Genomic DNA, 23,896 nt, shown 5'->3' on the forward strand with positions numbered 1-23,896 from the left:
GATTTTTTAATCGGGGGTAAAGTGGCGTAAATGTTGAACCGTGGCAAGCCAGGCTGCCACCCAGCCAATCATTGAGCACACCAGCAGCAATAACAGGCACTCATCGAATGATAAGCCATTGATATCAAACTTAGTTCCAAATACCTGTGCCACCTCAGTCACCGCTGACGACAGACGCATCACCAAAATTTCTGACAAAATCAGTGAAAGAAATGCACCGGAAAAACCGAGCAGTGCACCGCCGTAGAGGAACGGACGCAGGATAAATCCATCCGTCGCGCCAATCAGTTTTTGCACGTTAATGGTATCGCGACGCGCAAAAATACTCAGCCGCACGCTGTTACCGATGACGAGGAAGACCGCCGCCACCATCAGCACGCCGATCATCGCGGAAACGCGTCCGACAAGGCCCGTCAGCGCCGCCAGGCGAGCGAACCAGCTGTCATCCATTCGCACTTCATCAATACCGTTGATTTGTGCGATGCGGTCACGCAGCGTGTTCAGCGACTCCGTACCCTGAAAGTCCAGTTTCGGGATAACAACCGCCACGGCCGGAAGCGGGTTCTCTTCAAGCATATCCAGCGCGCCGCCAAAGCCAGACCAGTTACGGAATTCGCCCAGCGCGTCGTCACGGGAAAGATAATTCACTTTCTCCACGCCCTGTTCGGCCTGCAACTGACCAACCACCCGCGCCGCCGCATCATCATCCAGCGTTTTTTGCAGATAAACGGTGATCTGCGGAGACGGATAATACTGGCTTGCCGCATGGTTTACGTTCTTATAAACCATGTAGCACACGCTAGGCAGCGTCAGGGAGATGGCAATGACCATCACCGTCAGAAACGTCGCCAGCGGCTTGCTTTTCAGGTCCTGTAACGCGCCCTGAAACGCATAACGTACCTGCTCGTTAAAGACATTGGTTTTACGCGAATTCGGCTTTGGCGCGGCTTTCGCACGCTTTGGCGCGTTGCGACCGCCGTCACCCGACGCACCGCCCGATTTACGAAAGCGATCCAGTCGGCCACCGAACTGTTTGATTTGGTTAATAGCGTCACGTCTATTCATGCGCCAGGCCTCCATGCAGATGTCCATCGCTCAGAACCATTTGGCGATAGGAGCGACGGGAGATCAGGCCAATATCGTGCGTGGCCATTAATACCGTGACCCCGACGCGGTTAAACTCTTCGAACAGGCGAAGGATCCCTTCTGACAGCGCGTCATCCAGGTTCCCCGTTGGTTCATCCGCCAGCAGCACCGCAGGTTTGTTCACCACCGCGCGGGCGATGCCGACGCGTTGTTGTTCACCGCCGGAGAGTTGAATCGGGAAGTTTTTCGCTTTGTCCAACAGCCCGACCTTATCCAGCGCCGCTGACACGCGACGACGAATATCATCCCCGCTGGCGCCCGCGATGATCAGCGGGATTGCCACATTGTCAAACACGGTTCTGTCCATCAACAGGTGGTGATCCTGAAAAATCATGCCAATCTGACGACGCAGAAACGGCACTTCACGGTTTTTCAAACGGCTGATGTCATGCCCGCTAAAGTAGATTTTCCCGGCGCTGGGCCGTTCAATTCCACAAATCAGCTTCAGCAGGGTACTTTTCCCCGCGCCGGAGTGGCCGGTCAGAAACGCCATCTCGCCAGGCTGCATATGGAAGGTCACTCCCTGCAGCGCTTGTCTCCCACCGAGATAGGCCTTGCTGACATGTTCAAAGCGAATCATTGTTAATCCTCTCGGGCAAAAAGTGCCTCTATAAAATCGTCCGCTTTAAACGGACGTAAATCCTCGATACGTTCACCCACACCGATATAGCGGATAGGGATGCCAAACTGATCGGCAACCGAGAAGATAACCCCGCCCTTCGCCGTACCGTCCAGCTTGGTCAGGGTGATACCGGTTAAGCCCACCGCTTCATGGAACAGTTTGGCCTGGCTTATCGCATTCTGCCCGGTGCTGGCGTCGATAGTCAGCATAACTTCATGCGGCGCATCTTCGTCCAGCTTCTTCATGACGCGAACGATTTTCTTCAATTCTTCCATCAGGTGCGATTTATTCTGCAAACGCCCTGCGGTATCAGCGATCAGCACGTCTACGTTACGCGCCTTCGCCGCCTGGATGGCATCAAAGATAACGGACGCGGAATCCGCGCCAGTATGCTGAGCAATCACCGGGATGTTGTTACGCTGACCCCAAACCTGCAGCTGTTCTACCGCCGCCGCACGGAAAGTATCACCTGCCGCCAGCATTACCGATTTACCCTGCTGCTCAAACTGACGCGCAAGCTTACCAATAGTGGTGGTTTTGCCCACACCGTTGACACCAACCATTAAGATAACAAATGGTGTTTTGCCATCAACGTTCAGCGGTTCGTCAACCTTCGCCAGAATCTCGCCCATCTCTTCTTTCAACAGACCGTACAGCGCTTCCGCATCTTTAAGCTGCTTGCGGCTGGCGCCTTCCGTTAGATTCGCAATGATCTTGCGGGTCGTTTCTACACCCACATCAGCGATCAGCAGCTGCTCTTCCAGCTCTTCAAACAGATCATCGTCGATTTTTTTACCACGGAACAGACTGATAAATCCGGAACCGAGGTTTTCTTTTGTTTTCAGCAGGCTGCGTTTCAGACGCGCAAAGAAACCTTCTTTGGTTGGTTTTTCCTGCTCCTGGACCACCTCTTCTTCTACCGGTTCTTCTACAGCAGGTTCTTCTACCGGCACCACCATAACCGCTTCTTCAGCCGCCTCAGCGGCCAGCGCCTGTGCTTCCAGCTCTTCGTCGGTCAGTTGCGGTTCGTTTTCAGCTTCTTCTTCAACCGCCTCAACGATTTCCACGGTTTCCGCTTCGGCCTGCCACTCTTCGGCAGTAACTTCTTCGGTTTTCACCTCTTCCGGCAGCGGCAATTCTTCGCGTTCGATAACCACCGCAGCTGGCGTTTCCACTACAGTTTCAGCAACGGATTCAGCAACCGGCTCAATCTCCGGCTGCGCTTGTTCGGCGACAGGTTCTTCTTCCGGCTGCAGTTTTTCGATTTCCGCAACCTGTTCAGTTACTTCAACGACTTCAGCTGCAAAGGCTTGCGTTTCAGCCTCGCTACGGGTTTCCTCAACGTGCGGCTGTTCGTCAACGACGGTAGTTTCTTCAGCAACCGGTTGTTGTTCTTCATTTTTTACTTCTGTCTCGTTTTCCGGTGCCTGCTCTTTTTGACCAAAGCCCAGCCAGGAAAAAAAGCCACGTTTTTTCTCTTTCGCCATTTGCGACTACACTCCCCCGCTGTTGCTTCATGGCACAGCGTCAACGCTATGTACATAGCAGCTAAAAAAATGATGAAATAGTCTATCACTTAACTTAACTCACATCACCGCCTGGAATGACATGCTATAGGCGGATTGAGCAATAATAGAAATGAAAAAACCGAATCACTCTGGTAGCGGCCAGATCCGCATTATTGGGGGGCAATGGCGTGGCCGTAAACTCCCGGTTCCGGACAGCCCCGGCTTACGTCCGACCACCGACCGTGTGCGCGAAACATTGTTTAACTGGCTGGCCCCGGTAATGGTCGATGCTCACTGTCTGGACTGCTTCGCCGGCAGCGGCGCGCTGGGGCTGGAAGCCCTCTCTCGCTATGCGGCAAATGCGACGCTTCTGGAGATGGATCGCGCGGTATCTCAGCAGCTACAAAAGAATCTCGCCACGCTAAAAGCCTCCCATGCCCGCGTCGTCAATACCAATACGCTGACATTTTTGGCTCAGGCAGGTACGCCGCATAACGTGGTATTTGTTGACCCGCCGTTTCGCAAAGGATTACTGGAAGAAACATTAACTCTTCTGGAAACTCATGGCTGGCTGGCAAATGAAGCGTATATTTACGTTGAAAGCGAAGTAGAAAACGGCTTACCGCCGGTTCCGGTGAACTGGTCGCTATACCGTGAGAAAGTCGCCGGACAGGTCGCCTATCGCCTGTACCAACGTGAAGCACGAGGAGAGCACGATGCTGATTAACCTGGGACGCCTGCTGATGCTGTGCGTCTGGGCATTTTTACTACTGAATATTTTCCAACCCTTTCCACGCCCGCTTAACATCTTCGTTAACGTCGCACTGATATTTATGGTGCTGATGCATGGCATGCAGCTGGCGCTGCTAAAAAGCACCATGCCTAAAGATGGCCCGCAGATGACCAACGGAGAGAAAATCCGTATTTTTCTGTTCGGCGTCTTTGAGCTACTGGTGTGGCAGAAGAAGATTAAAGATCAGTTGAAGAAGTAGCTGTGATCTTTTCGCCCGGCGGCACGTTGCGGGCCGGGGCGAAAAATCTGTAGGCCGGATAAGGCGTAAGCCGCCATCCGGCATCAGTCAGATGACACCTTAGCGTTCAAGCGTAAAATCAACAAATCGCGAACCTTTGTAACTCAGCGTGCCTTTATCCCCGACCGTTAACGCGTGGTACTGCTGCGCATCAAGACGAAACGTCTGCTCCATCCCCCCATTTTGTGGCTTAAAGCTGGCTTCATAGCGCATGCTGGTACCTGCCGGGCTCACTTCCTGCTGGCGGGATCGCCGATCGTTAAGCGGTTTTTCCCGTTTGTTACTTACCACCACCTGCTTTTGCATCAGCGGTGCCGTATCATTATCGGCTTTTTCTCGTCGCTGCTGAACAAAGCGAAACGACGCAGCGATAACGATTAAGACAATGATAACAATGAAAAAAAGTGGTGGCTTGCTCATATTATTAACCCATCAGAAAATGCGGAAATAAGCATACATCGCCTGTTATGGTGTTGTCATCTGGCTGTGTCGACCTCTACACTGGACAGTAGAGCCGTGAGCACCCCGCTTACGAAAAAATAACGAATTCAAGGAACTAAGATGCTTTGGTCGTTTATCGCTGTCTGTCTTTCCGCATGGTTGTTCGTGGATGCTTCCTATCGTGGACCTGCCTGGCAACGCTGGGTCTTTAAGCCCCTGACGTTACTCCTGCTGGCACTGCTGGCCTGGCAGGCGCCAATGTTTAACGCTATCAGCTATCTGGTGCTGGCTGGCCTGCTTGCCTCGCTGCTGGGCGATGCGCTGACGCTGTTACCGCGCCAACGCCTGCTGTACGCCGTGGGAGCATTCTTCCTGTCGCATCTGCTGTATACCATTTACTTCGCCAGCCAAATGACGCTGTCGTTCTTCTGGCCTTTGCCGTTGGTGCTGGTAGTGCTGGGGGCGTTGCTGATCGCCGTGATCTGGACGCGTCTGGAAGAGCTGCGTGTCGCTATCTGCACCTTCATCGGCATCACGCTGATGATGGTCTGGATGGCCGGTGAGCTGTGGTTCTTTCGACCGACCGCCCCGGCGCTGTCGGCATTTATGGGCGCATCCCTCCTGTTCATCGGCAACATTGTCTGGCTGGGTAGCCATTACCGTCGCCGCTTCCGGGCCGATAACGCCATTGCCGCCGCCTGCTACTTCGCCGGGCATTTCCTGATTGTTCGTTCGTTGTATCTTTAAAACGCTTGACTCTGGAGTCGACTCCAGAGTGTATCCTCCGGTTAATACGAAATGATTATCAACCGGAGGATGCCATGTCGACACCCGATACCCGTGGCAAAAAAGTCCCACAATTCTCTTCTTTCAAGCCAGCGCCTGCGCCACAAAAGGTGGATGACTGCTGCTGCGAAGGAAGCTGCTCCACAACACCAACCGTATCCGATACCGTAATAGGTACCCGCTATTCCTGGAAAGTGGCGGGCATGGACTGTGCAGCTTGCGCCCGCAAAGTAGAGAATGCGGTCCGCCAGGTCAGCGGCGTCAACCAGGTCCAGGTTCTGTTCGCCACTGAAAAACTGGTGGTCGATGCCGGTTCCGATATCCGCCAGCAAGTTGAAAACGCGGTGCAAAAAGCAGGCTATACCCTGCGCGATGAGCACGCGACGGAAGCCGCCCCCGAGTCACGTTTTAAAGAAAACCTGCCGCTGATTTCGCTGATTATCATGATGGCGATTAGCTGGGGGCTGGAGCAGTTCAATCACCCCTTCGGTCAGATAGCGTTTATCGCCACCACGCTGGTCGGCCTGTATCCCATTGCCCGTCAGGCCCTGCGTCTGATGAAAACCGGCAGCTACTTTGCCATTGAAACGTTGATGAGCGTCGCCGCCATTGGCGCACTGTTTATCGGCGCGACGGCGGAAGCCGCTATGGTGCTGCTGCTGTTTTTAATTGGCGAGCGTCTGGAAGGTTGGGCCGCCAGCCGCGCCCGTAAAGGTGTCAGCGCACTGATGGCGCTCAAACCGGAAACCGCCACACGCCTGCGTAACGGCGAGCGCGAAGAGGTGGCTATCAATACCCTCCGCCCTGGCGATGTTATTGAAGTTGCCGCGGGTGGGCGTTTACCTGCCGATGGCAAACTGGTCTCCGGCTTTGCCAGCTTTGATGAGAGCGCCCTGACCGGCGAATCGATCCCGGTTGAACGCGCCACCGGCGAGAAAGTCCCGGCGGGTGCCACCAGTGTGGATCGTCTGGTAACGCTGGAAGTGCTCTCAGAACCGGGTGCCAGCGCCATTGACCGTATTCTGAAGCTGATTGAAGAAGCGGAAGAACGCCGCGCTCCCATTGAGCGCTTTATTGACCGTTTCAGCCGGATTTACACTCCAGCCATTATGGCGGTTGCGCTGCTGGTCACCCTCGTACCGCCACTGCTGTTTGCCGCATCCTGGCAGGAGTGGATTTATAAAGGGCTGACGCTGCTGCTGATTGGCTGCCCTTGTGCATTGGTGATTTCAACGCCCGCAGCCATTACCTCTGGTCTGGCCGCCGCGGCGCGTCGTGGGGCGTTAATCAAAGGCGGGGCCGCGCTGGAACAGTTAGGTAGAGTTACGCAGGTGGCGTTTGATAAAACCGGCACCCTGACCGTCGGTAAACCACGCGTCACGGCGATTCATCCGGCAAGCGGTATTGGTGAGGCTGAACTGCTGGCACTGGCGGCAGCGGTAGAGCAAGGCGCGACGCACCCGCTGGCACAAGCAATTGTTCGGGAAGCGCAAACGCGCGAACTGACTATTCCTGTCGCAAAAGAGCAACGGGCGCTGGTTGGCTCTGGAATTGAAGCGCTGGTCGACGGCGAGCGCGTGTTAATTTGCGCCGCAGGCAAACAGCCTGCCGACGCCTTTGCCGGACAGATTAGCGAGCTGGAAAGCGCGGGCCAAACGGTGGTGCTGGTGCTACGTAACGATGCTGTTCTCGGCGTGCTGGCCCTACAGGACACGCTGCGCGATGACGCTCGCAGCGCCATCAGCGAGCTTAATCAGATTGGCGTGAAAGGCGTGATCCTGACCGGCGATAACCCGCGTGCGGCGGCCGCCATTGCCGGTGAACTGGGCCTCGAATTCAAAGCGGGACTCTTGCCGGAAGATAAGGTGCAGGCCGTTACCCATCTTAACCAACAGTCGCCGCTGGCGATGGTCGGCGACGGCATCAACGACGCTCCGGCAATGAAAGCGGCCACAATTGGTATTGCGATGGGAAGCGGGACCGACGTCGCGCTGGAAACCGCCGATGCAGCCCTGACCCACAACCGCCTGCGTGGTCTGGTGCAAATGATTCAGCTGGCGCGGGCTACCCATGCCAATATTCGCCAGAACATTGCGATTGCGCTGGGTCTGAAAGGGATTTTCCTCGTCACCACGCTGCTCGGGATAACCGGATTGTGGCTGGCGGTGCTGGCGGATACGGGGGCAACGGTACTGGTGACCGCTAACGCGCTGCGATTATTGCGTAAAGGGTAGTGCCTGTTTCTCGCCTGATGGCGCTTCGCTTATCAGGCCTACAGGTTACTCAGTCTTTATAGGCCGGAGAAGCGTTAGCGCCATCCGGCATAACAAGATTACTGCCCTTTGCGCACCAGATAGCGGTACGGCAGCGAGTCGGTCTCTTTGGCCACCAGCTCATGTTCCATAAAGGTACAGAAGCCAGGAATATCGCGGGTTGTTGCCGGATCGTCGGCGACAATCAGCAGCGTTTCACCGGCCTGCATGCCGCGTACGGTTTTACGCACCATCATTACCGGTTCCGGGCAGCGCAGCCCCTGGGCATCAAGAGTATGGTCGGGGGAAGTAAACAGGTCGCTCATCGTCGTCTCATTCATACAAAAACGGCGTTATTTTACGCTCTGTTGTGGCGTAAGCCAATCAGGTTAACGATTGCGTGAAAAACAACCATTGCAATGTGCTCTTAAAGCAGTATCATGCGACGGTTTTTTATTGGGTTCCCTCACCCCATCCAACAAAAAGGTCACAATATGACTCCGTTTACACAAACTCAGCGCGTAAAAGCGTTGTTCTGGCTATCGCTATTTCATCTGCTGGTGATCACCTCCAGCAACTATCTGGTGCAGCTTCCAATCTCCATTTTTGGTTTCCATACCACATGGGGCGCGTTTAGCTTTCCGTTTATTTTCCTCGCGACCGACCTGACCGTGCGTATTTTTGGCGCGCCGCTGGCTCGACGTATCATCTTTGCGGTTATGATCCCCGCGCTGCTGATCTCCTATGTCGTTTCATCACTGTTCTATATGGGATCGTGGCAAGGATTCGGCGCACTGCTGCACTTTAATCTGTTTGTCGCCCGTATCGCCGCTGCCAGCTTTATGGCTTACGCGCTGGGACAAATTCTGGATGTGCATGTCTTTAATCGCCTGCGTCAGAACCGTCGCTGGTGGCTGGCACCGACGGCGTCCACGCTGTTTGGCAATATCAGCGATACGTTGGCCTTCTTCTTTATCGCCTTCTGGCGCAGCCCGGATGCCTTTATGGCCGAGCACTGGATGGAAATCGCACTGGTCGATTACTGCTTCAAAGTACTGATCAGCATTATTTTCTTCCTGCCAATGTATGGCGTGCTGCTGAATATGTTACTGAAAAGGCTGGCAGATAAATCTGAAATCTCTGCATTGCAGACGAGTTAAAGGTTCATTTTCCGAGTTGTGATAAGATGGACGAATGAGCCGTTATGGCCGTTTATCGAAAGGAAGAAGTCAATGCGCAATCTGGTTAAATATGTCGGTATTGGCCTGCTGGTTATGGGGCTTGCGGCCTGTGATAATAGCGATACAAAAGCGCCGGCCGAGGGTGCTGCCGCAGAAAGTAACGCCACCGGACAACCGGTCAGCCTGCTGGACGGCAAACTCAGTTTTTCCCTGCCAGCTGATATGACCGATCAGAGCGGCAAGCTGGGCACCCAGGCGAACAATATGCACGTATATTCTGACGCAACCGGCCAGAAAGCGGTGATTGTGATTGTTGGCGACAACACCAACGAAGATCTGGCCGTGCTGGCAAAACGTCTGGAAGATCAGCAGCGTAGCCGTGACCCTCAGCTGCAGGTCGTCACCAATAAATCTATTGAGTTGAAAGGCCACACGCTGCAGCAGTTAGACAGCATCATCTCGGCCAAAGGCCAGACCGCATACTCTTCCGTGGTGTTGGGTAAAGTGGACAACCAACTGCTGACGCTGCAAATCACGCTGCCTGCTGACGATCAGCAAAAAGCGCAGACTACCGCAGAAAACATCATTAACACGCTGGTTATCCAGTAACGGTTAAGACGATGACGCGGCCTCCGGTGACACCACCTGAGGCCGTTTTTTTAACCGCCAGGTCAGCAATAACGCCACCGCTACCAGCCCTGCCGCCGCCAGATAGATAACCGGCACACCCGCCCACGTCATGACCAGCCCGGCCAGCGGCCCGGTAACCCCCAGTGATAAATCCATAAACACCGTGTAGGTCGCCAGCGCAGCGCCCTGATTTTGCTGAGGAACGGCTTTTACCGCCACCACGCCCAGCGCTGGGAAAACCAGTGAGAACCCAGCCCCAGCCAGCAGAACGCCGATTTTCGCCATCCACGGCATCGAAGCCATCCCGACCAGTAACAGCCCGACAATCTCGACGCTAAAGCAGATCATCGCCACATTCAGCCCGCCTAAGCGGTTGATACCATTTGGGAACAACAAACGAGTACCGACAAACGTGCAGCTAAAAAGCGTCAGCGCGAATGCGGCGCCATCCCAGCCTTTGGCATCATAGAACAAGGTAATGAAGGTAGCGATTACCCCAAATCCAGCGGAGGCCAGGGCCAGCGCCATGCCGTACAACCAGACGCGCCCAAGCACCGCGCGAAATGGCAACGGTTTGCCTTTGCTGGCCTTCACCGCCGGACGAGGGAGCGCCAGCAGGATTGCCAACAGCGCCACGCCCATCACGGTCAGCGCCAGCCCCTGTAAGCCACCCCAGGCATAAAACAGAACACCCAGCGGCGCGCCTATCGCCATCGCGCCATAGGTCACGATGCCATTCCAGGAAATCACCCGTCCGATGTGCATTGAGCCAACCACCCCCACGCCCCACAGCGTAGAGCCGGTCCCGGCAAAGCTTTGCCCGATCCCGAGAATCACGCGCCCCAGACATAGCAGCAGCAAACTGGCCAACGGCCAGCCGTTCGTTGATCCCGCCAGTAAATAGCCCAGGCCACTTAAAAAGCAGCCGCACAGCCCAAATACCACAATCTTCTTTGGCCCCAGCAGATCGGCATAGCGACCGGCATGCGGACGGCTCAGCAGCGTAGCGAAATATTGCAGGCTGATGACCAGCCCAGCCCAGAAAGCGCTAAATCCCATTACATCATGGACGTAGCCAGGCAACACCGCGAGCGGCAGGCCGATGGTCAGGTAGCTGGCGAAGTTAAACATCACCACAGAAACAATACGCAGGTTCAGGCGTAAACCGCTAAGCGTCGGTTCAGCGACGGGTTCGGGCATGGAGGGTCACCACGTTTTCACAACAGTGTTTCATTTCTACCATGTTGCAGAGCAGAAATCAGTAGCCAGTTTAGGAATATCAGTCGCAAGCCAGCCGCTACACTTAATGCAAAAACGCAAACAGGAAGAAGACATGATAACCACCCAGCCCGATAAAACGGGTTTGCACATTTTGCTCAAACTGGCCGCTCTGGTGGTGATCCTCGCAGGTATCCATGCTGCGGCGGATATCATTGTGCAGCTGCTGCTGGCCCTCTTTTTTGCCATTGTATTGAATCCACTTGTCACCTGGTTTATCCGCCGGGGAGTCGGTCGCCCAATCGCTATTACCTTAGTCGTGGTGGTGATGCTGATCGTTCTTACGGCGTTGGTTGGCGTGCTGGCGTCATCAATCACTGAATTCATGGACCTGCTGCCAAAATACAATAAGGAGCTAACGCGCAAGGTTCTGTATTTGCAAGAGATGGTGCCTTTTCTGAATCTGCATATGTCCCCGGAGCGCATGCTGCAACGCATGGACTCTGACAAGCTGATGACCTTCACAACCACGCTGATGACGAGTCTTTCTGGTGCCATGGCCAGCGTCTTTCTGCTGGTGATGACGGTAGTTTTTATGCTGTTTGAGGTGCGTCATGTCCCCTATAAGATGCGTTTTGCGTTGAATAATCCGCAAATCCACATTGCGGGGCTACATCGGGCGCTGAAGGGCGTGTCACACTATCTGGCGCTGAAAACGCTGCTCAGCTTATGGACCGGTGCCATAATCTGGCTGGGACTGGCACTGATGGGGATTCAGTTTGCTCTGATGTGGGGTGTACTGGCATTCCTGTTGAACTACGTGCCCAACATTGGCTCGGTCATTTCCGCCGTCCCGCCCATGATCCAGGCACTGCTATTTAATGGCATTTACGAATGCGTGCTGGTTGGCGCACTGTTTCTGGTGGTGCATATGGTGATTGGCAACATTCTCGAACCCCGAATGATGGGGCATCGGCTGGGATTATCGACGCTAATCGTCTTCCTCTCTCTGTTGGTATGGGGATGGCTGCTCGGTCCGGTCGGCATGTTGCTCTCCGTGCCGTTAACCAGCGTATGTAAAATCTGGATGGAAACGACCACAGGCGGCAGCAAACTGGCCATTTTGCTGGGGCCAGGCAGACCCAAAAGTCGGCTTCCCTGAAAAACTACCAACCGAGGTAGTTTTTATATTTTTATATGACCGTTAAAATGACGCCAACGTAGTTATATATAGAAGCTTATCTTAAATAAAGAGTGAAAGGGATTTCATTCTTTATAAAGAAAATACATAAGCCAAGATGATGGTTTCTTTGCCAAAACGCATAAAAAAAATGAATCCCCCCAAAGCATTTAACGTAAACTATCTACTTATCTTTAAAGGTTATTTTATTTGATACATTTTCTCTAAAATTCTATACTTCTCGCCAATGATGATGCTGAAAAATTTCCGTTGAAGAAAGTCCTGGGGTATTACTATCCGGTCATCTCATTACCTTGCTACCAATCATATGAAATAAAATGCTAATTTAGCTTAAATATAATCATAGGCAATACAAGGTGCCCATGATTTCGGAGTTTATTATTTAACACGTATAAACGGTACTTTGATAGGGAGCTTTAATGAAACAGTATATTAAGTGGTTTGCGGCCATTGCCGTTGTCGGTGCTCTGGCGGGTTGCGCACGTACTGCGCCGATTGATCAAGTTCACACCAGTGTGAGCGCGGGACATACTCAGGACCAGGTTAAAACCGCGATCCTGAAAGCCGGTATTCAACGCCAATGGGTCATGTCTGAAGCCGGACCAGGTGTTATTAAAGCTCGCCAACAAACCCGCGATCATGTGGCTGAAGTCCGTATCACTTATACCGCCACCAGCTATGACATCAAATACGACAGCAGCCTCAACCTGCAGGCCTCTGGTGGAAAAATTCACAAAAACTATAACCGCTGGGTACGCAATCTGGATAAAGACATCCAGCTTAATCTGTCAGCCGGTGCCAATCTGTAATTATGCCTAAAGTCGGGCCGAAAAGGCCCGATACTCTTATTATCTGCCATTTAACAGGTTGTCCCCACATGTACGAACAGGATTCGCTTAGCGCACTGGATGCCATTACTGAAGCACAACGTATCGCCTTTGCCCCTATGCTTTTTCAAACCGCGTTGTGTCTGCGAAATGCGGGAGTACTCACCTGGCTAGACAAGCAAGGTAAACGCGGCGCCACGCTCGACGAAATTACCGAAAACAGCACCATCAACGAATATGCCGCCAGCATCCTGTTGGATATGGGGTTAAGTGGGCGAATCATTACCCACAAAGAAGGATATTATTACCTCGCTAAAGTCGGTCATTTTCTTTTACATGACACGATGACGCGCGTGAATATGGACTTCACTCAGGATGTTTGCTACCAAGGATTGTTCTATCTTGAAAATGCGTTGAAAGATGGAAAACCCGCGGGACTAAAAATTTTTGGCGACTGGCCAACAATCTATCCTGCGCTATCACAATTACCGCTGGCTGCGCGTGAAAGTTGGTTTGCTTTTGATCATTACTATTCAGATGGCGCATTTGATGCCGCATTGCCATATGTATTCGCCAGCGCCCCTGCAACCCTGTACGATGTCGGCAGAAATACCGGAAAATGGGCATTACGTTGTTGTCAACATGATGACAATATTACAGTCACCCTCTTAGATTTGCCGCAACAAATTGCACTTGCCCGCGAAAATATAGAAAATGCAGGATTATCTCATCGCATAAATTTCCATGCTGTGGATATGCTTAGCGACTCGCCTTTACCTGACGGCGCTGATATCTGGTGGATGAGTCAATTCCTGGACTGTTTTTCCCCGGAACAAATTATCGCTATGCTAAGCAACGTTGCTCGGGTGATGAAGCCAGGCGCGAAGCTGTGCATTATGGAGCTGTTTTGGGATGCCCAAAAATTTGAGGCTGCCTCATTTAGCCTGAATGCGTCTTCGCTTTATTTTACCTGTATGGCGAATGGCAACAGCCGTTTCTACAGCGTAGAGAAGTTTTATCACTATCTGAATCAGGCAGGTTTTCAGGTAGATGAACGCCACGATAACTTAGGTGTTGGGCATACTTTATTGATATGTCAGAAGAAAAAATAAGAAACAATCGGAACAACCGATTTACCGCGGATACGCGTTGATGAAATTTGCTTTCAATATTATCGACTGGCAGGCCAGGGCGCCTGGGTTAAGCGAAACAGAACAGTGGCATGAATGGTCACGGCTTTCGCACGCCATCGATCCCACCGCGCCGTTGGCTAAGCTCAATGAGTTACCGATGATGACAGCCCGCCGCCTCAGTTCCGGCAGCAAACTGGCCGTCGATTGCGGTCTGGCGATGTTACGTCGTCATGATATCAATGCCGTTTTGTATACCAGCCGCCATGGTGAACTGGAGCGTAACTACAGGATCCTGCACGCTCTCGCGACTGAGCAGGCGCTCTCACCGACCGATTTCGCCCTCTCTGTCCATAACTCTGCTGTGGGTAACCTGACCATCGCCGCGAAAAAACCGATTGTCTCCTCCTCGCTTTCTGCTGGCAGGGATACATTCCAGCAGGGGTTATGCGAAGTCATCGGGCTGTTGCAGGCGGGATATCAGCGCGTATTGATGGTCGATTTCGACGGTTTTCTGCCCGAGTTTTATCACCCACAGTTACCACCAGACATGCCAACATGGCCGTTTGCCGTCGCGCTGGTTATTGAATCCGGTGATAGCTGGCAATGTGAAACCCGTCCACACAGCGCACAGAGCGAGACAACATTGCCGCAAAGCCTGTTGTTTTTACAACATTACTTACAAGATGCCAGGGCGTTTACCCTGCCTGGCGAACGCGTACAGTGGCAGTGGAGTCAGGGATGAGCACGATGATCCTGCGGCTTAACCGGGTATGGCGGCTGGTGATGACCGGTTTTTGCTTTGCCCTGTTTGGCCTCGGCGGGCTCCTCCTGTCTACGATTTGGTTTAACGTCCTGCTGATCGCGGTATGGGATAAAGCCCGACGTCGGCGTATCGCCAGACGCAGTATCGCTGCCAGTTTTCGTCTCTTCTTAACCGTGGCGAAGCGGCTAGGCGTGCTGGATTACCAAATTGAAGGACGAGACATTTTACGCAACGAACAAGGGTGTCTTGTCGTCGCCAACCACCCGACGCTCATCGACTATGTCCTACTGGCCTCGGTCATGCCAGAAACCGACTGTCTGGTGAAAAGTGCACTACTAAAAAATCCTTTTCTCGGCGGCGTAGTCCGGGCCGCAGATTATCTGATTAACAGCCAGGCTGATGCGCTATTGCCCGCTTGCCAGCAACGTCTGGAGCAAGGCGATACCATTTTAATTTTCCCCGAGGGAACCCGTACACGCCCCGGAGAAGCAATGACGTTACAGCGTGGTGCAGCAAATATCGCCGTGCGCTGCAGCAGTGATTTACGCATAGTGACTATTAACTGCAGCGAACAAATGCTGGATAAAGAAAGCCAATGGTACAACGTCCCATCTGTAAAACCGATGTTTACCATTTCAGTACACGAACGGGTTAAGATCGACCAATTTTACGACGCAAACTCACAAGAACCGGCGCTGGCCGCAAGGCAGTTGAACCGGCATCTTTTGCTTCAATTACAACCAGGTACTTTACCTCTTTCAGGAATTAATGATGCAAGCGCTTTATCTTGAAATCAAAAATCTCATTATAACGACATTGAATCTCGACGAACTGACAGCTGATGATATTGAAACCGAAGCGGCACTCTTTGGCGATGGCTTAGGTCTGGACTCAATCGATGCCCTGGAGCTGGGTCTGGCGGTGAAAAACGAGTATGGCGTGATCCTCTCAGCAGAGAGCGAAGAAATGCGTCAGCACTTCTTCTCCGTCGCCACGCTGGCATCTTTCATTCACGCGCAACGTGCCTGAGGATAGTCCGTTATGACCGAACAAAAAGCCATTTACGCTGAAGTTTCCTCGCTGCTGGTCAAGCTGTTTGAAGTTGATCCGCAAGATATCAAGCCTGAGGCGCGCCTGTACGAAGATTTGGAACTCGATAGCATCGATGCCGTCGACATGATCGTGCATCTGCAAAAGAAAACCGGTAAGAAAATCAAGCCGGAAGAGTTCAAAGCAGTACGCACCGTACAAGATGTCGTCGATGCGGTAGAACGCCTTCTCAAAGAAGCGTAATTCTCCGTGTCGGGCACACGCTCGTTGCCAGTCGTACAACTGCTGACAGGTCTACTGTTGCTGGCCTGGCCGTTTTTGATCTGGTTTGGCCTGGCGCATAACAGTCTGCACTGGTTGCTACCGTTGATGGCGCTACTCCTTTTTTTACGCTTTCGCCAGACCCGGCGACAGGCGGGGCCGCTGCGCGTCGTGACACAGGTAGTGGCGGTCGCGGGTATAACCTTGTGCATTGCCAGTTATCTGCTCAAAACGCACCAGCTGCTGCTGTTTTATCCGGTAGTGGTAAACGCCGTTATGCTGTCGGTTTTTGGTGGATCGTTATGGTCAGCAATGCCCATTGTTGAACGTCTGGCACGACTGCGCGACCCAAATCTGCCCGATGCGGGCGTGCGCTACACGCGCCGTGTGACACAAATCTGGTGCGCCTTTTTCATCATCAATGGCAGCGTTGCGCTCTTTACCGCACTGAATGGCGATATGACCCTGTGGACCACCTGGAACGGCATGGTTTCCTATCTGCTAATGGGAACATTGATGGTAGGCGAGTGGTTAATTCGCCAACTGGTGATAAAACGAGATACCCAATGAAGCAGCCCCTCACACTCGCTCAATGGCTCTGTGCCCCACGTCCGGACGACGTTCCTGTTGCGTGGCAGGAAGAGCATACCTGGACGCTTGGCCATCTGCGCCATGATGTGGCCCATTTGATAGCATATCTGCGACAGCAGGAAGGTGAACGCTGGGCATTGTGCTTCGAGAACAGCTATTTATTCATCGTCGCACTGCTGGCAACACTCCATGCCGGCAAAACACCGGTGATCCCAGGACATTGTCGCGTTTCGTTGTTAAACGAGCAGCACTTGCTGTTTGACGGCGTACTGAGCGATAAAGCGATGGACTGGCAGGGAACGCTGCGGGTGGTCAACTCCGCCATGACATCCGTGGCTCACGACATCACGTTCCCGGCAATACGCAGTGACGCCTTTGTGGAGCTATTCACTTCCGGTTCGACCGGCCAGCCGAAACGCGTGATCAAACCGATCGCTCGTCTGGATAGCGAAGCGGCATTGCTCGCTACACGCTTTGCCGATCGTCTGGCAGGTTGCCGGGTGGTCGCGTCAGTGGTACCGCAACACCTGTATGGCCTGACGTTCCGTATATTTTTGCCGATGGCCTTAGGCCTGCCGCTGCACGCGGCGATGCTTTGGTATGCCGAACAACTGGCGGCGCTGAGCGCTGAGCATCGGTATGCGTTTATCAGCAGCCCGGCGTTTCTGAAACGCCTCGACCACAACCTGACACCGCCGCCGGTAGAACTAATTCTGTCTGCGGGCGGTATGCTGCCCTGGCAGGACGTCACGCAGGCTGCTGACTGGCTTAATGTCTGGCCCGATGAGATCTACGGCAGCACTGAAACCGGGATCCTTGCGTGGCGCTATCGCCACCAGGATGATGTGGCATGGCTGCCTTTTCCCGGCGTCAGATTCCAGCCAGAAGACGACGCATTTCGTGTGTTTTCACCGCTAATTAACGCTGATGATGGCCTGTTACTCGATGATGTTCTGCAGTTTATCGAAAACGGACAGTTCCGCCTGATGGGCAGACGCGGGCGGGTGGTCAAAATTGAAGAGAAACGCATTTCACTCAGCGAAGTGGAGCAACGTTTACTGGCACTGGATGGTATCTGTGAAGTCGCGGCATTGCCGGTCTCACGTGGAGGACGTCAGGGCGTTGGCGTCCTGCTGGTACTGAATGACGAAGCCCGGCAACGCTGGCTTGAGTGCGGTGGTAAACCGCAAGAACTGACCTGGCGACGATCGCTGCTGCCCTGGCTGGAGCCTGTCGCGGTTCCCCGCTACTGGCGGGTGATTGATGAGATTCCGGTCAACAGTATGAACAAGCGTGTCTATGCGCAATTACAGGAGTTATTTCATGAAACCCCATGAAATCGAGCGCCATCAGGCACTGCCTCATCAGGCTGAGATTGTTTTACAACTCGACCCGTCTCTGTTTTGGTTCAGCGGGCATTTTAGCGTGCAGCCACTGCTGCCGGGCGTTGCACAGCTGAACTGGGCGATGGATTACGCCACCACGCTGCTGGTCCCAGGCTGGCGTTTTCACAGTATTCAAAACGTGAAGTTCCAGTCACCGCTATTGCCAGAGGCCACCGTCACCCTGAGTCTGAGCTGGCAGGAAGCGCGTCAGATGCTCTCTTTTAGCTACCAGCGCCACGACGGTGACGTGCGCCATACCGCCAGCAGCGGGAAGATTCGGTTATGCCGCTGACCTTTTCCCCATGCGTGTTGATCCCCTGCTACAACCACGGCGCGATGATGTCAGACGTGTTGGATCGTCTTCGGCCGTTCAATCTCCCCTGCATTGTGGTGGACGATGGCAGCGACGAGACTACACGAGATGAACTGGCACGCCTGGCGGCAGAATACAGCAATCTGACGTTAATTCGCCTGCCCATCAACGCAGGCAAAGGCGCAGCGGTTATTCGCGGAATGCAGACGGCGGCAGATGCCGGGTTCAGTCATGCCGTGCAGGTCGATGCCGACGGGCAACATGCCATTGAAGATATTCCCAGGCTGCTTGCATTGGCAAAAGAACATCCGACAGCACTGATTTCCGGACAACCGATTTACGATGATTCGGTTCCTCGCTCGCGCCTGTACGGTCGTTGGGTAACCCATATCTGGGTGTGGATAGAAACGCTCTCGTTGCAACTCAAAGACAGTATGTGCGGCTTTCGGGTATATCCGGTGGCCCCTACGCTGCAACTGGCACAGCGCGTAACGCTCGGCAAACGGATGGATTTTGATACTGAAGTGATGGTGCGCCTCTACTGGCAAGGCAACACCAGCTATTTTATCCCCACGCGAGTCACCTATCCGCAGGACGGGCTATCCCATTTCGACGCGCTTAAAGACAATTTGCACATTTCATTGATGCACACTCGCCTGTTCTTTGGCATGTTGCCACGCATCCCCTCCCTGCTTTGTCGTCGTTCATCGACACACTGGGCGCAGCAACAGGAAGTCAAAGGGTTGTGGGGAATGCGCCTGATGCTACTGGTCTGGCGTGTACTGGGTCGCAAAGCCTTCTCCCTGCTGCTGTATCCGGTCGTCGGCGTATACTGGCTCAGCGCTTCAACTGCCCGAAAAGCCTCTCAACGCTGGATTAGCCGCGTAAGGGCGCAACTGATCACACGGCGGATGCCAGTACCGCCAAACCTGACCAGTTATCAGCATTTCCTGCGTTTTGGCGGCGCGATGCTGGATAAGATTGCCAGCTGGCGCGGTGAGCTGCACTTCGGTCGCGATGTGATTTTTGCACCAGGTGCAGAAACGACGCTGAATATCAGCGATCCTCGGGGAAAACTGCTACTGGCTTCACATCTTGGCGATGTCGAGGCCTGTCGGGCACTGGCCCAGCTACAGGGCAGTAAAACAATCAATGCGCTGGTATTTAGCGATAACGCCCAACGCTTTAAACAAATCATGCAAGAGATGGCCCCGCAGGCTGGATTAAATCTGCTCCCGGTGAACAGTATTGGTCCAGATACTGCCATTCTGCTCAAAGAGAAACTGGAGCGCGGTGAATGGGTAGCCATCGTAGGCGATCGCATCGCAGTCAATCCCCAACGCGGCGGCGAGTGGCGCGTGTGCTGGAGCCGCTTTATGGGGCAAAACGCGCCATTCCCTCAGGGCCCGTTTATTCTCGCGTCTATTTTACGCTGCCCTGTAGATCTGATTTTTGCCCTGCGCCAGCAGGAGAAACTCCACATCTACTGCGAACCGTTTGCCGACCCACTGCTCTTACCGCGCGCCACACGACAACAGGCATTACAGAATACTGTCGATCGCTACGCCGAACGCCTTGAGCACTATGCGCTTCAGTCGCCCCTCGACTGGTTTAACTTTTTCGATTTCTGGCAACTGCCGGATACCAATGACAAGGAGTAAAGGGTGCTTAACGATCCCCGCTTTACGGCTGAAGTCGAGCTAACTATTCCGTTTCACGACGTCGATATGATGGGCGTAGCGTGGCATGGTAACTACTTCCGTTACTTCGAGATTGCCCGTGAGGCACTGCTGAACCAATTCGATTATGGCTATCGGCAGATGAAAGAATCTGGCTATCTGTGGCCCGTGGTCGACACTCGGGTGAAGTATCGCAATGCGCTGACTTTCGAGCAGCGTATCCGTGTACGCGCCCAAATTAAAGAGTACGAAAATCGCCTGCGTATCGGCTACGAAATTTTTGATGCCGAAACAGGTAAACGCGCCACAACAGGCTACACCATCCAGGTCGCCGTCGACGAAAAAAGCCGTGAACTGTGCTTTGTCAGCCCGGATATTCTGTTTGAACGGATGGGAGTGACACCATGAAATTATGGTCATTGCTCGTGCTGCTCGTCAGCCCTTTCGTCAGTGCCCTGACGCTCGACTCCCTACAACAGCGTTTTACCGAACAACCGGTGGTTCGCGCCCACTTCGATCAAACCCGGACGATAAAGGATCTGCCGCAGCCGCTGCGATCTCAGGGCAAGATGTTGATCGCCCGCGACCAGGGGTTGCTGTGGGATCAAACGTCCCCGTTCCCGATGCAGCTGCTGCTGGACGACAAACGGATGGTTCAGGCAATTAACGGTCAACCACCGCAGACCATTACCGCTGAGAATAACCCGCAAATGTTCCAGTTTAATCATCTGCTACGGGCGTTATTCCAGGCGGATCGTAAAGTGCTGGAACAAAACTTCCGCGTGGAGTTTGCAGACTTAGGAGAAGGTCGCTGGACGCTACGCCTGACGCCAATCACCACACCGCTGGATAAGATTTTTGCGACGATTGATTTAGCCGGAAAGACTTACCTGGAGAGCATTCATCTCAACGATAAGCAGGGGGATCGCACCGATATCGCGCTTTCCCAACACCAACTAACGCCAGCGCAACTGACCGATGACGAACGCCAACGCTTTGCCGCCCAGTAAACGCCCCGCGCTGTTATGGGGAGTCGTCTGCCTGCTTCTGCTGGGCATCTTTCTGACGTTGCTACCTCAGGCCCGCCTTAACAGCAGCGTGCTGGCCATGTTGCCAAAGCAGACGCTGGGCGCTATACCTCCGGATCTGAACGAGGGATTTATGCAGCGCCTTGACCGTCAGGTGGTCTGGCTGGTGAGTCCCGGTAAGCAACCGGACCCAGCGATAGCCCGGGACTGGCTGGCTTTACTGCAAAAATCGCACGCGCTAGCCCAGGTAAAAGGTCCAATGGATGCCGACAGCCAGCAGGCCTGGGGGGCATTCTTCTGGCAACATCGTAACGGACTGATAGATAACGAGACCCGCGCCCGGCTGCAAAACGGCGGCGAAGCACAGGCCCAGTGGATCCTGTCCCAACTTTACTCCGCATTCTCCGGCGTCAGTGGCAAAGAGCTACAAAACGATCCCTTCATGCTGATGCGAGGCTCGCAGCTGGCCATGGCCAAAACCGGGCAGCGTCTGCGCCTGATGGACGGCTGGCTTGTCACCCAGGATGAGCAAGGCAACTATTGGTATCTGTTACATGGCGAGTTGACCGGCTCATCGTTTGATATGCAACAGACGCATCAATTGGTCACCACGCTGAATACGCTGGAAAGTGAGCTCAAAGCCCACTATCCACAGGCTCAACTACTGTCTCGCGGGACGCTGTTCTATAGCGATTACGCCAGCCAGCAGGCGAAACAAGATATCTCTACCCTCGGCATAGCCACTGTGCTCGGGGTGATCCTGCTCATCGTGGCTGTATTTCGTTCGCTGCGTCCGCTGCTGCTGTGCCTGATTTCGATTGGCATTGGTGCGCTGGCGGGGACCGTCGTCACGCTGCTGATTTTTGGCGAGCTCCATCTGATGACGCTGGTGATGAGCATGAGCATCATCGGTATTTCCGCCGACTATACGCTCTACTATTTGACCGAACGGATGGTGCACGGTGCGGAAACATCGCCATGGCAAAGCCTTGCCAAAGTGCGCAATGCCCTGCTCCTGGCTCTACTCACCACCGTAGCGGCTTATCTGATTATGATGCTGGCCCCCTTCCCCGGTATTCGCCAGATGGCGGTATTCGCGGCGGTAGGTCTGAGCGCCTCCTGCCTGACGGTCATTTTCTGGCACCCGTGGTTGTGTCGTCGGTTGCCGGTACGCCCAGTGCCGGCAATGGTACTCATGCTACGCTGGCTTGCTGCATGGCGGCGGAATAAGAAATTATCCGTTGGCCTGCCGGTGGCGCTGGCGTTGTTCTCGTTGGCAGGTATGGCGACGCTACGCGTAGACGATGATATCTCCCAGTTACAGGCGCTGCCGCAGGAAATTCTTGCTCAGGAAAAAGCGATTACCGCCCTGACCGGGCAAAGCGTCGACCAGAAGTGGTTTGTGGTGTACGGCAAATCCGCTCAGCAAACGCTGGAGCGGCTGGAAACCTTTATCCCCACGCTGGAACAGGCAAAAAAAGACGGGTTACTCAGCGGATATCGCACCATTCCGCTCAATTCACTCGCCCGGCAACAGCAGGATCTGTCTCTGCTAAAAGATGCCGCGCCCGCCATCACGAAAGCCTTAAACAACGCCGGTCTGGCAACGGTGAACCCCGATCTTAGCGCCATGCCCGTAACCGTCGATGCCTGGCTTGCCAGCCCGGCCAGTGAAGGCTGGCGCTTGCTATGGTTGTCTCTGGCTGATGGCGAAAGCAGCGTACTGGTTCCCGTTGAAGGGGTGAAACAAAGTGATGCTTTAAATACGCTCAGCGCGAAATATTCCGGCGTGGCGTGGGTGGATCGTAAGAGCAGCTTTGACAATCTGTTTGCCCTTTATCGCCATATTCTGACCGGTCTGCTGTGCATTGCGCTGGCGGTGATTGCCTGTGGCGCCGTCATTCGGCTTGGCTGGCGTAAGGGCTTAATTAGCCTGGTCCCCTCAGTGCTGTCTTTAGGTTGCGGTCTGGCGGTACTGGCCCTGAGCGGTCATGCACTCAACCTGTTCTCGCTGCTGGCACTGGTGCTGGTACTGGGAATTGGCATTAACTACACGCTGTTTTTTAGTAATCCACGCGGTACGCCACTGACATCGCTGCTGGCTATCACGCTGGCGATGATGACCACGCTCCTGACGCTCGGCGTGCTGGTCTTTAGCGCCACTCAGGCAATCAGCAGTTTTGGCATTGTGCTAGTGAGCGGTATTTTCACCGCCTTCCTGCTGTCACCGCTGGCTATGCCAGGAAAAAAAGAGAAAAAAAGAAGATGATTAAACAGACATTCTGGCGTACCGCTGCGCTCGTCGCCACGTTGCTGCTGGCCGGTTGCAGCCACTCGCAGCCGGAACAGAAAGGCCGCCCGCAAGCCTGGTTAGAGCCGGGGACTCGTGTAACGCTACCTGCCCCGGGGATTTCTCCCGCGGTGAATTCACAACAGCTACTAACCGGAAGTTTCAACGGCAAAACTCAGTCACTGTTGGTCATGCTCAATGCTGATGACAAGAAAATCACACTTGCCGGGCTGTCATCAGTCGGCATTCGCCTGTTCCTCGTGACTTACGATGAAAAAGGACTGCACACCGAGCAATCGATCATCGTTCCACAATTGCCGCCAGCCAGCCAGGTGCTGGCTGACGTGATGCTCAGTCACTGGCCGATTAGCGCCTGGCAACCGCAATTACCCACAGGCTGGACGCTCGTCGATACGGGTGACACGCGTGAGCTGCGCAATGCCCGCGGCAAAGTGGTCACGGAAATCACGTATCTGAATCGAAAAGGAAAACGCGAACCGATCAGCATTGAACAGCACGTTTTTAAATACCACATCACCATTCAATACCTGGGTGACTGA

Annotated in this window: 27 protein-coding genes; 21 read left to right on the top strand and 6 right to left on the bottom strand. The window is 53.9% G+C overall.

Going from position 1 to position 23,896, the window contains the following annotated elements; all coding sequences use genetic code 11:
- Positions 1-6 precede the first annotated feature (6 nt).
- The 3 genes from ftsX to ftsY are packed head-to-tail and all read right to left on the bottom strand — an operon-like array spanning position 7 to position 3,255.
- Positions 7-1,065, bottom strand: coding sequence for a permease-like cell division protein FtsX (ftsX, locus tag OGX94_RS04150; RefSeq protein ID WP_003827568.1), 1,059 nt, complete (start codon positions 1,063-1,065; stop codon positions 7-9).
- Entirely contained in the window at positions 1,058-1,726 is a 669-nt protein-coding gene (ftsE, locus tag OGX94_RS04155; protein WP_003023420.1) for a cell division ATP-binding protein FtsE, read from the bottom strand. Before ftsE ends, ftsX begins: the two co-directional genes overlap by 8 nt.
- A 2-nt stretch (positions 1,727-1,728) precedes the next feature.
- Positions 1,729-3,255, bottom strand: a complete 1,527-nt coding sequence (gene ftsY / locus OGX94_RS04160) for a signal recognition particle-docking protein FtsY (RefSeq protein WP_286568765.1) — start codon at positions 3,253-3,255, stop codon at positions 1,729-1,731.
- Between the two features lie 151 nt (positions 3,256-3,406).
- On the opposite strand from ftsY, the gene rsmD reads away from it, so the two are divergent.
- Positions 3,407-4,003 (top strand): 16S rRNA (guanine(966)-N(2))-methyltransferase, encoded by a 597-nt coding sequence (rsmD, locus tag OGX94_RS04165; RefSeq protein WP_003827565.1) that lies wholly within the window; start codon positions 3,407-3,409, stop codon positions 4,001-4,003.
- The gene (locus tag OGX94_RS04170; protein ID WP_003023415.1) at positions 3,993-4,268 is read left to right on the top strand and encodes a DUF1145 family protein; all 276 of its coding nucleotides are present in this window, start codon (positions 3,993-3,995) and stop codon (positions 4,266-4,268) included. Before rsmD ends, OGX94_RS04170 begins: the two co-directional genes overlap by 11 nt.
- Positions 4,269-4,367: 99 nt before the next feature.
- Here the strand turns inward: OGX94_RS04170 and OGX94_RS04175 are convergent, their stop codons facing one another.
- A complete protein-coding gene (locus OGX94_RS04175; protein WP_003827560.1) occupies positions 4,368-4,727 on the bottom strand; it encodes a DUF2500 domain-containing protein in 360 nt (119 codons plus the stop codon).
- Between the two features lie 141 nt (positions 4,728-4,868).
- Between OGX94_RS04175 and OGX94_RS04180 the strand changes: the two genes are divergently transcribed.
- Positions 4,869-5,495, top strand: coding sequence for a lysoplasmalogenase (locus OGX94_RS04180; RefSeq protein WP_003827558.1), 627 nt, complete (start codon positions 4,869-4,871; stop codon positions 5,493-5,495).
- Positions 5,496-5,569: 74 nt separating this feature from the next.
- Positions 5,570-7,768, top strand: a complete 2,199-nt coding sequence (gene zntA, locus OGX94_RS04185; protein WP_063941402.1) for a Zn(II)/Cd(II)/Pb(II) translocating P-type ATPase ZntA — start codon at positions 5,570-5,572, stop codon at positions 7,766-7,768.
- 98 nt (positions 7,769-7,866) lie between these two features.
- Here the strand turns inward: zntA and tusA are convergent, their stop codons facing one another.
- Positions 7,867-8,112, bottom strand: coding sequence for a sulfurtransferase TusA (gene tusA, locus OGX94_RS04190; protein ID WP_003827551.1), 246 nt, complete (start codon positions 8,110-8,112; stop codon positions 7,867-7,869).
- Between the two features lie 168 nt (positions 8,113-8,280).
- On the opposite strand from tusA, the gene OGX94_RS04195 reads away from it, so the two are divergent.
- Both OGX94_RS04195 and OGX94_RS04200 read left to right on the top strand, forming a co-directional pair.
- Complete coding sequence (locus OGX94_RS04195) at positions 8,281-8,946, top strand: 7-cyano-7-deazaguanine/7-aminomethyl-7-deazaguanine transporter (protein ID WP_003827549.1); 666 nt, start codon at positions 8,281-8,283, stop codon at positions 8,944-8,946.
- A gap of 72 nt (positions 8,947-9,018) precedes the next feature.
- A complete protein-coding gene (locus OGX94_RS04200) occupies positions 9,019-9,576 on the top strand; it encodes a DcrB family lipoprotein (protein ID WP_003827547.1) in 558 nt (185 codons plus the stop codon).
- Between the two features lie 3 nt (positions 9,577-9,579).
- Here the strand turns inward: OGX94_RS04200 and OGX94_RS04205 are convergent, their stop codons facing one another.
- Positions 9,580-10,797: an MFS transporter gene (locus OGX94_RS04205; RefSeq protein WP_003827545.1), complete on the bottom strand. Its 1,218-nt coding sequence runs from the start codon at positions 10,795-10,797 to the stop codon at positions 9,580-9,582.
- Between the two features lie 133 nt (positions 10,798-10,930).
- Between OGX94_RS04205 and OGX94_RS04210 the strand changes: the two genes are divergently transcribed.
- The 15 genes from OGX94_RS04210 to OGX94_RS04280 all read left to right on the top strand — a co-directional run bounded on the left by OGX94_RS04210 (position 10,931) and on the right by OGX94_RS04280 (position 23,896).
- Positions 10,931-11,977, top strand: a complete 1,047-nt coding sequence (locus tag OGX94_RS04210) for an AI-2E family transporter (protein ID WP_003827543.1) — start codon at positions 10,931-10,933, stop codon at positions 11,975-11,977.
- Between the two features lie 470 nt (positions 11,978-12,447).
- Positions 12,448-12,825: a hypothetical protein gene (locus OGX94_RS04215; RefSeq protein ID WP_122973906.1), complete on the top strand. Its 378-nt coding sequence runs from the start codon at positions 12,448-12,450 to the stop codon at positions 12,823-12,825.
- A gap of 68 nt (positions 12,826-12,893) precedes the next feature.
- A complete protein-coding gene (locus OGX94_RS04220; RefSeq protein ID WP_286568768.1) occupies positions 12,894-13,955 on the top strand; it encodes a class I SAM-dependent methyltransferase in 1,062 nt (353 codons plus the stop codon).
- A gap of 40 nt (positions 13,956-13,995) precedes the next feature.
- Entirely contained in the window at positions 13,996-14,718 is a 723-nt protein-coding gene (locus OGX94_RS04225; protein ID WP_003827539.1) for a beta-ketoacyl synthase chain length factor, read from the top strand.
- The gene (locus OGX94_RS04230) at positions 14,715-15,530 is read left to right on the top strand and encodes a lysophospholipid acyltransferase family protein (RefSeq protein ID WP_003827538.1); all 816 of its coding nucleotides are present in this window, start codon (positions 14,715-14,717) and stop codon (positions 15,528-15,530) included. Before OGX94_RS04225 ends, OGX94_RS04230 begins: the two co-directional genes overlap by 4 nt.
- On the top strand, positions 15,511-15,768 hold the full coding sequence (locus tag OGX94_RS04235; RefSeq protein WP_003827537.1) for a phosphopantetheine-binding protein: 258 nt from the start codon (positions 15,511-15,513) through the stop codon (positions 15,766-15,768). The genes OGX94_RS04230 and OGX94_RS04235 overlap by 20 nt, the downstream gene beginning before the upstream one ends.
- 12 nt (positions 15,769-15,780) lie before the next feature.
- Positions 15,781-16,032, top strand: coding sequence for an acyl carrier protein (locus OGX94_RS04240; protein WP_003827536.1), 252 nt, complete (start codon positions 15,781-15,783; stop codon positions 16,030-16,032).
- Positions 16,033-16,038: 6 nt separating this feature from the next.
- Positions 16,039-16,620, top strand: a complete 582-nt coding sequence (locus tag OGX94_RS04245; RefSeq protein ID WP_003827535.1) for a COG4648 family protein — start codon at positions 16,039-16,041, stop codon at positions 16,618-16,620.
- Positions 16,617-17,978: an AMP-binding protein gene (locus OGX94_RS04250; RefSeq protein ID WP_257662204.1), complete on the top strand. Its 1,362-nt coding sequence runs from the start codon at positions 16,617-16,619 to the stop codon at positions 17,976-17,978. The genes OGX94_RS04245 and OGX94_RS04250 overlap by 4 nt, the downstream gene beginning before the upstream one ends.
- On the top strand, positions 17,965-18,318 hold the full coding sequence (locus tag OGX94_RS04255; RefSeq protein WP_003827533.1) for an ApeI family dehydratase: 354 nt from the start codon (positions 17,965-17,967) through the stop codon (positions 18,316-18,318). The genes OGX94_RS04250 and OGX94_RS04255 overlap by 14 nt, the downstream gene beginning before the upstream one ends.
- Entirely contained in the window at positions 18,309-20,000 is a 1,692-nt protein-coding gene (locus OGX94_RS04260; protein ID WP_003827531.1) for a glycosyltransferase family 2 protein, read from the top strand. Before OGX94_RS04255 ends, OGX94_RS04260 begins: the two co-directional genes overlap by 10 nt.
- Before the next feature lie 3 nt (positions 20,001-20,003).
- Entirely contained in the window at positions 20,004-20,426 is a 423-nt protein-coding gene (locus tag OGX94_RS04265; RefSeq protein ID WP_003827529.1) for an acyl-CoA thioesterase, read from the top strand.
- The gene (locus tag OGX94_RS04270) at positions 20,423-21,028 is read left to right on the top strand and encodes a LolA family protein (protein WP_257662203.1); all 606 of its coding nucleotides are present in this window, start codon (positions 20,423-20,425) and stop codon (positions 21,026-21,028) included. The genes OGX94_RS04265 and OGX94_RS04270 overlap by 4 nt, the downstream gene beginning before the upstream one ends.
- Positions 20,997-23,315 (top strand): MMPL family transporter, encoded by a 2,319-nt coding sequence (locus OGX94_RS04275; RefSeq protein WP_257662202.1) that lies wholly within the window; start codon positions 20,997-20,999, stop codon positions 23,313-23,315. Before OGX94_RS04270 ends, OGX94_RS04275 begins: the two co-directional genes overlap by 32 nt.
- Positions 23,312-23,896 (top strand): DUF3261 domain-containing protein, encoded by a 585-nt coding sequence (locus OGX94_RS04280; protein WP_003827523.1) that lies wholly within the window; start codon positions 23,312-23,314, stop codon positions 23,894-23,896. Before OGX94_RS04275 ends, OGX94_RS04280 begins: the two co-directional genes overlap by 4 nt.

The organism is Citrobacter sp. Cpo037 (assembly GCF_030332945.1).
Taxonomy (GTDB): Bacteria; Pseudomonadota; Gammaproteobacteria; order Enterobacterales; family Enterobacteriaceae; genus Citrobacter; species Citrobacter portucalensis.

Bases quoted from the DNA above. Each gene is read 5' to 3' on its own strand.
- ftsX (WP_003827568.1), bottom strand. From the start codon at position 1,065: ATGAATAGACGTGACGCTATTAACCAAATCAAACAGTTCGGTGGCCGA.
- ftsE (WP_003023420.1), bottom strand. From the start codon at position 1,726: ATGATTCGCTTTGAACATGTCAGCAAGGCCTATCTCGGTGGGAGACAA.
- ftsY (WP_286568765.1), bottom strand. From the start codon at position 3,255: ATGGCGAAAGAGAAAAAACGTGGCTTTTTTTCCTGGCTGGGCTTTGGT.
- rsmD (WP_003827565.1), top strand. From the start codon at position 3,407: ATGAAAAAACCGAATCACTCTGGTAGCGGCCAGATCCGCATTATTGGG.
- OGX94_RS04170 (WP_003023415.1), top strand. From the start codon at position 3,993: ATGCTGATTAACCTGGGACGCCTGCTGATGCTGTGCGTCTGGGCATTT.
- OGX94_RS04175 (WP_003827560.1), bottom strand. From the start codon at position 4,727: ATGAGCAAGCCACCACTTTTTTTCATTGTTATCATTGTCTTAATCGTT.
- OGX94_RS04180 (WP_003827558.1), top strand. From the start codon at position 4,869: ATGCTTTGGTCGTTTATCGCTGTCTGTCTTTCCGCATGGTTGTTCGTG.
- zntA (WP_063941402.1), top strand. From the start codon at position 5,570: ATGTCGACACCCGATACCCGTGGCAAAAAAGTCCCACAATTCTCTTCT.
- tusA (WP_003827551.1), bottom strand. From the start codon at position 8,112: ATGAGCGACCTGTTTACTTCCCCCGACCATACTCTTGATGCCCAGGGG.
- OGX94_RS04195 (WP_003827549.1), top strand. From the start codon at position 8,281: ATGACTCCGTTTACACAAACTCAGCGCGTAAAAGCGTTGTTCTGGCTA.
- OGX94_RS04200 (WP_003827547.1), top strand. From the start codon at position 9,019: ATGCGCAATCTGGTTAAATATGTCGGTATTGGCCTGCTGGTTATGGGG.
- OGX94_RS04205 (WP_003827545.1), bottom strand. From the start codon at position 10,797: ATGCCCGAACCCGTCGCTGAACCGACGCTTAGCGGTTTACGCCTGAAC.
- OGX94_RS04210 (WP_003827543.1), top strand. From the start codon at position 10,931: ATGATAACCACCCAGCCCGATAAAACGGGTTTGCACATTTTGCTCAAA.
- OGX94_RS04220 (WP_286568768.1), top strand. From the start codon at position 12,894: ATGTACGAACAGGATTCGCTTAGCGCACTGGATGCCATTACTGAAGCA.
- OGX94_RS04225 (WP_003827539.1), top strand. From the start codon at position 13,996: ATGAAATTTGCTTTCAATATTATCGACTGGCAGGCCAGGGCGCCTGGG.
- OGX94_RS04230 (WP_003827538.1), top strand. From the start codon at position 14,715: ATGAGCACGATGATCCTGCGGCTTAACCGGGTATGGCGGCTGGTGATG.
- OGX94_RS04235 (WP_003827537.1), top strand. From the start codon at position 15,511: ATGCAAGCGCTTTATCTTGAAATCAAAAATCTCATTATAACGACATTG.
- OGX94_RS04240 (WP_003827536.1), top strand. From the start codon at position 15,781: ATGACCGAACAAAAAGCCATTTACGCTGAAGTTTCCTCGCTGCTGGTC.
- OGX94_RS04250 (WP_257662204.1), top strand. From the start codon at position 16,617: ATGAAGCAGCCCCTCACACTCGCTCAATGGCTCTGTGCCCCACGTCCG.
- OGX94_RS04255 (WP_003827533.1), top strand. From the start codon at position 17,965: ATGAAACCCCATGAAATCGAGCGCCATCAGGCACTGCCTCATCAGGCT.
- OGX94_RS04260 (WP_003827531.1), top strand. From the start codon at position 18,309: ATGCCGCTGACCTTTTCCCCATGCGTGTTGATCCCCTGCTACAACCAC.
- OGX94_RS04270 (WP_257662203.1), top strand. From the start codon at position 20,423: ATGAAATTATGGTCATTGCTCGTGCTGCTCGTCAGCCCTTTCGTCAGT.
- OGX94_RS04275 (WP_257662202.1), top strand. From the start codon at position 20,997: ATGACGAACGCCAACGCTTTGCCGCCCAGTAAACGCCCCGCGCTGTTA.
- OGX94_RS04280 (WP_003827523.1), top strand. From the start codon at position 23,312: ATGATTAAACAGACATTCTGGCGTACCGCTGCGCTCGTCGCCACGTTG.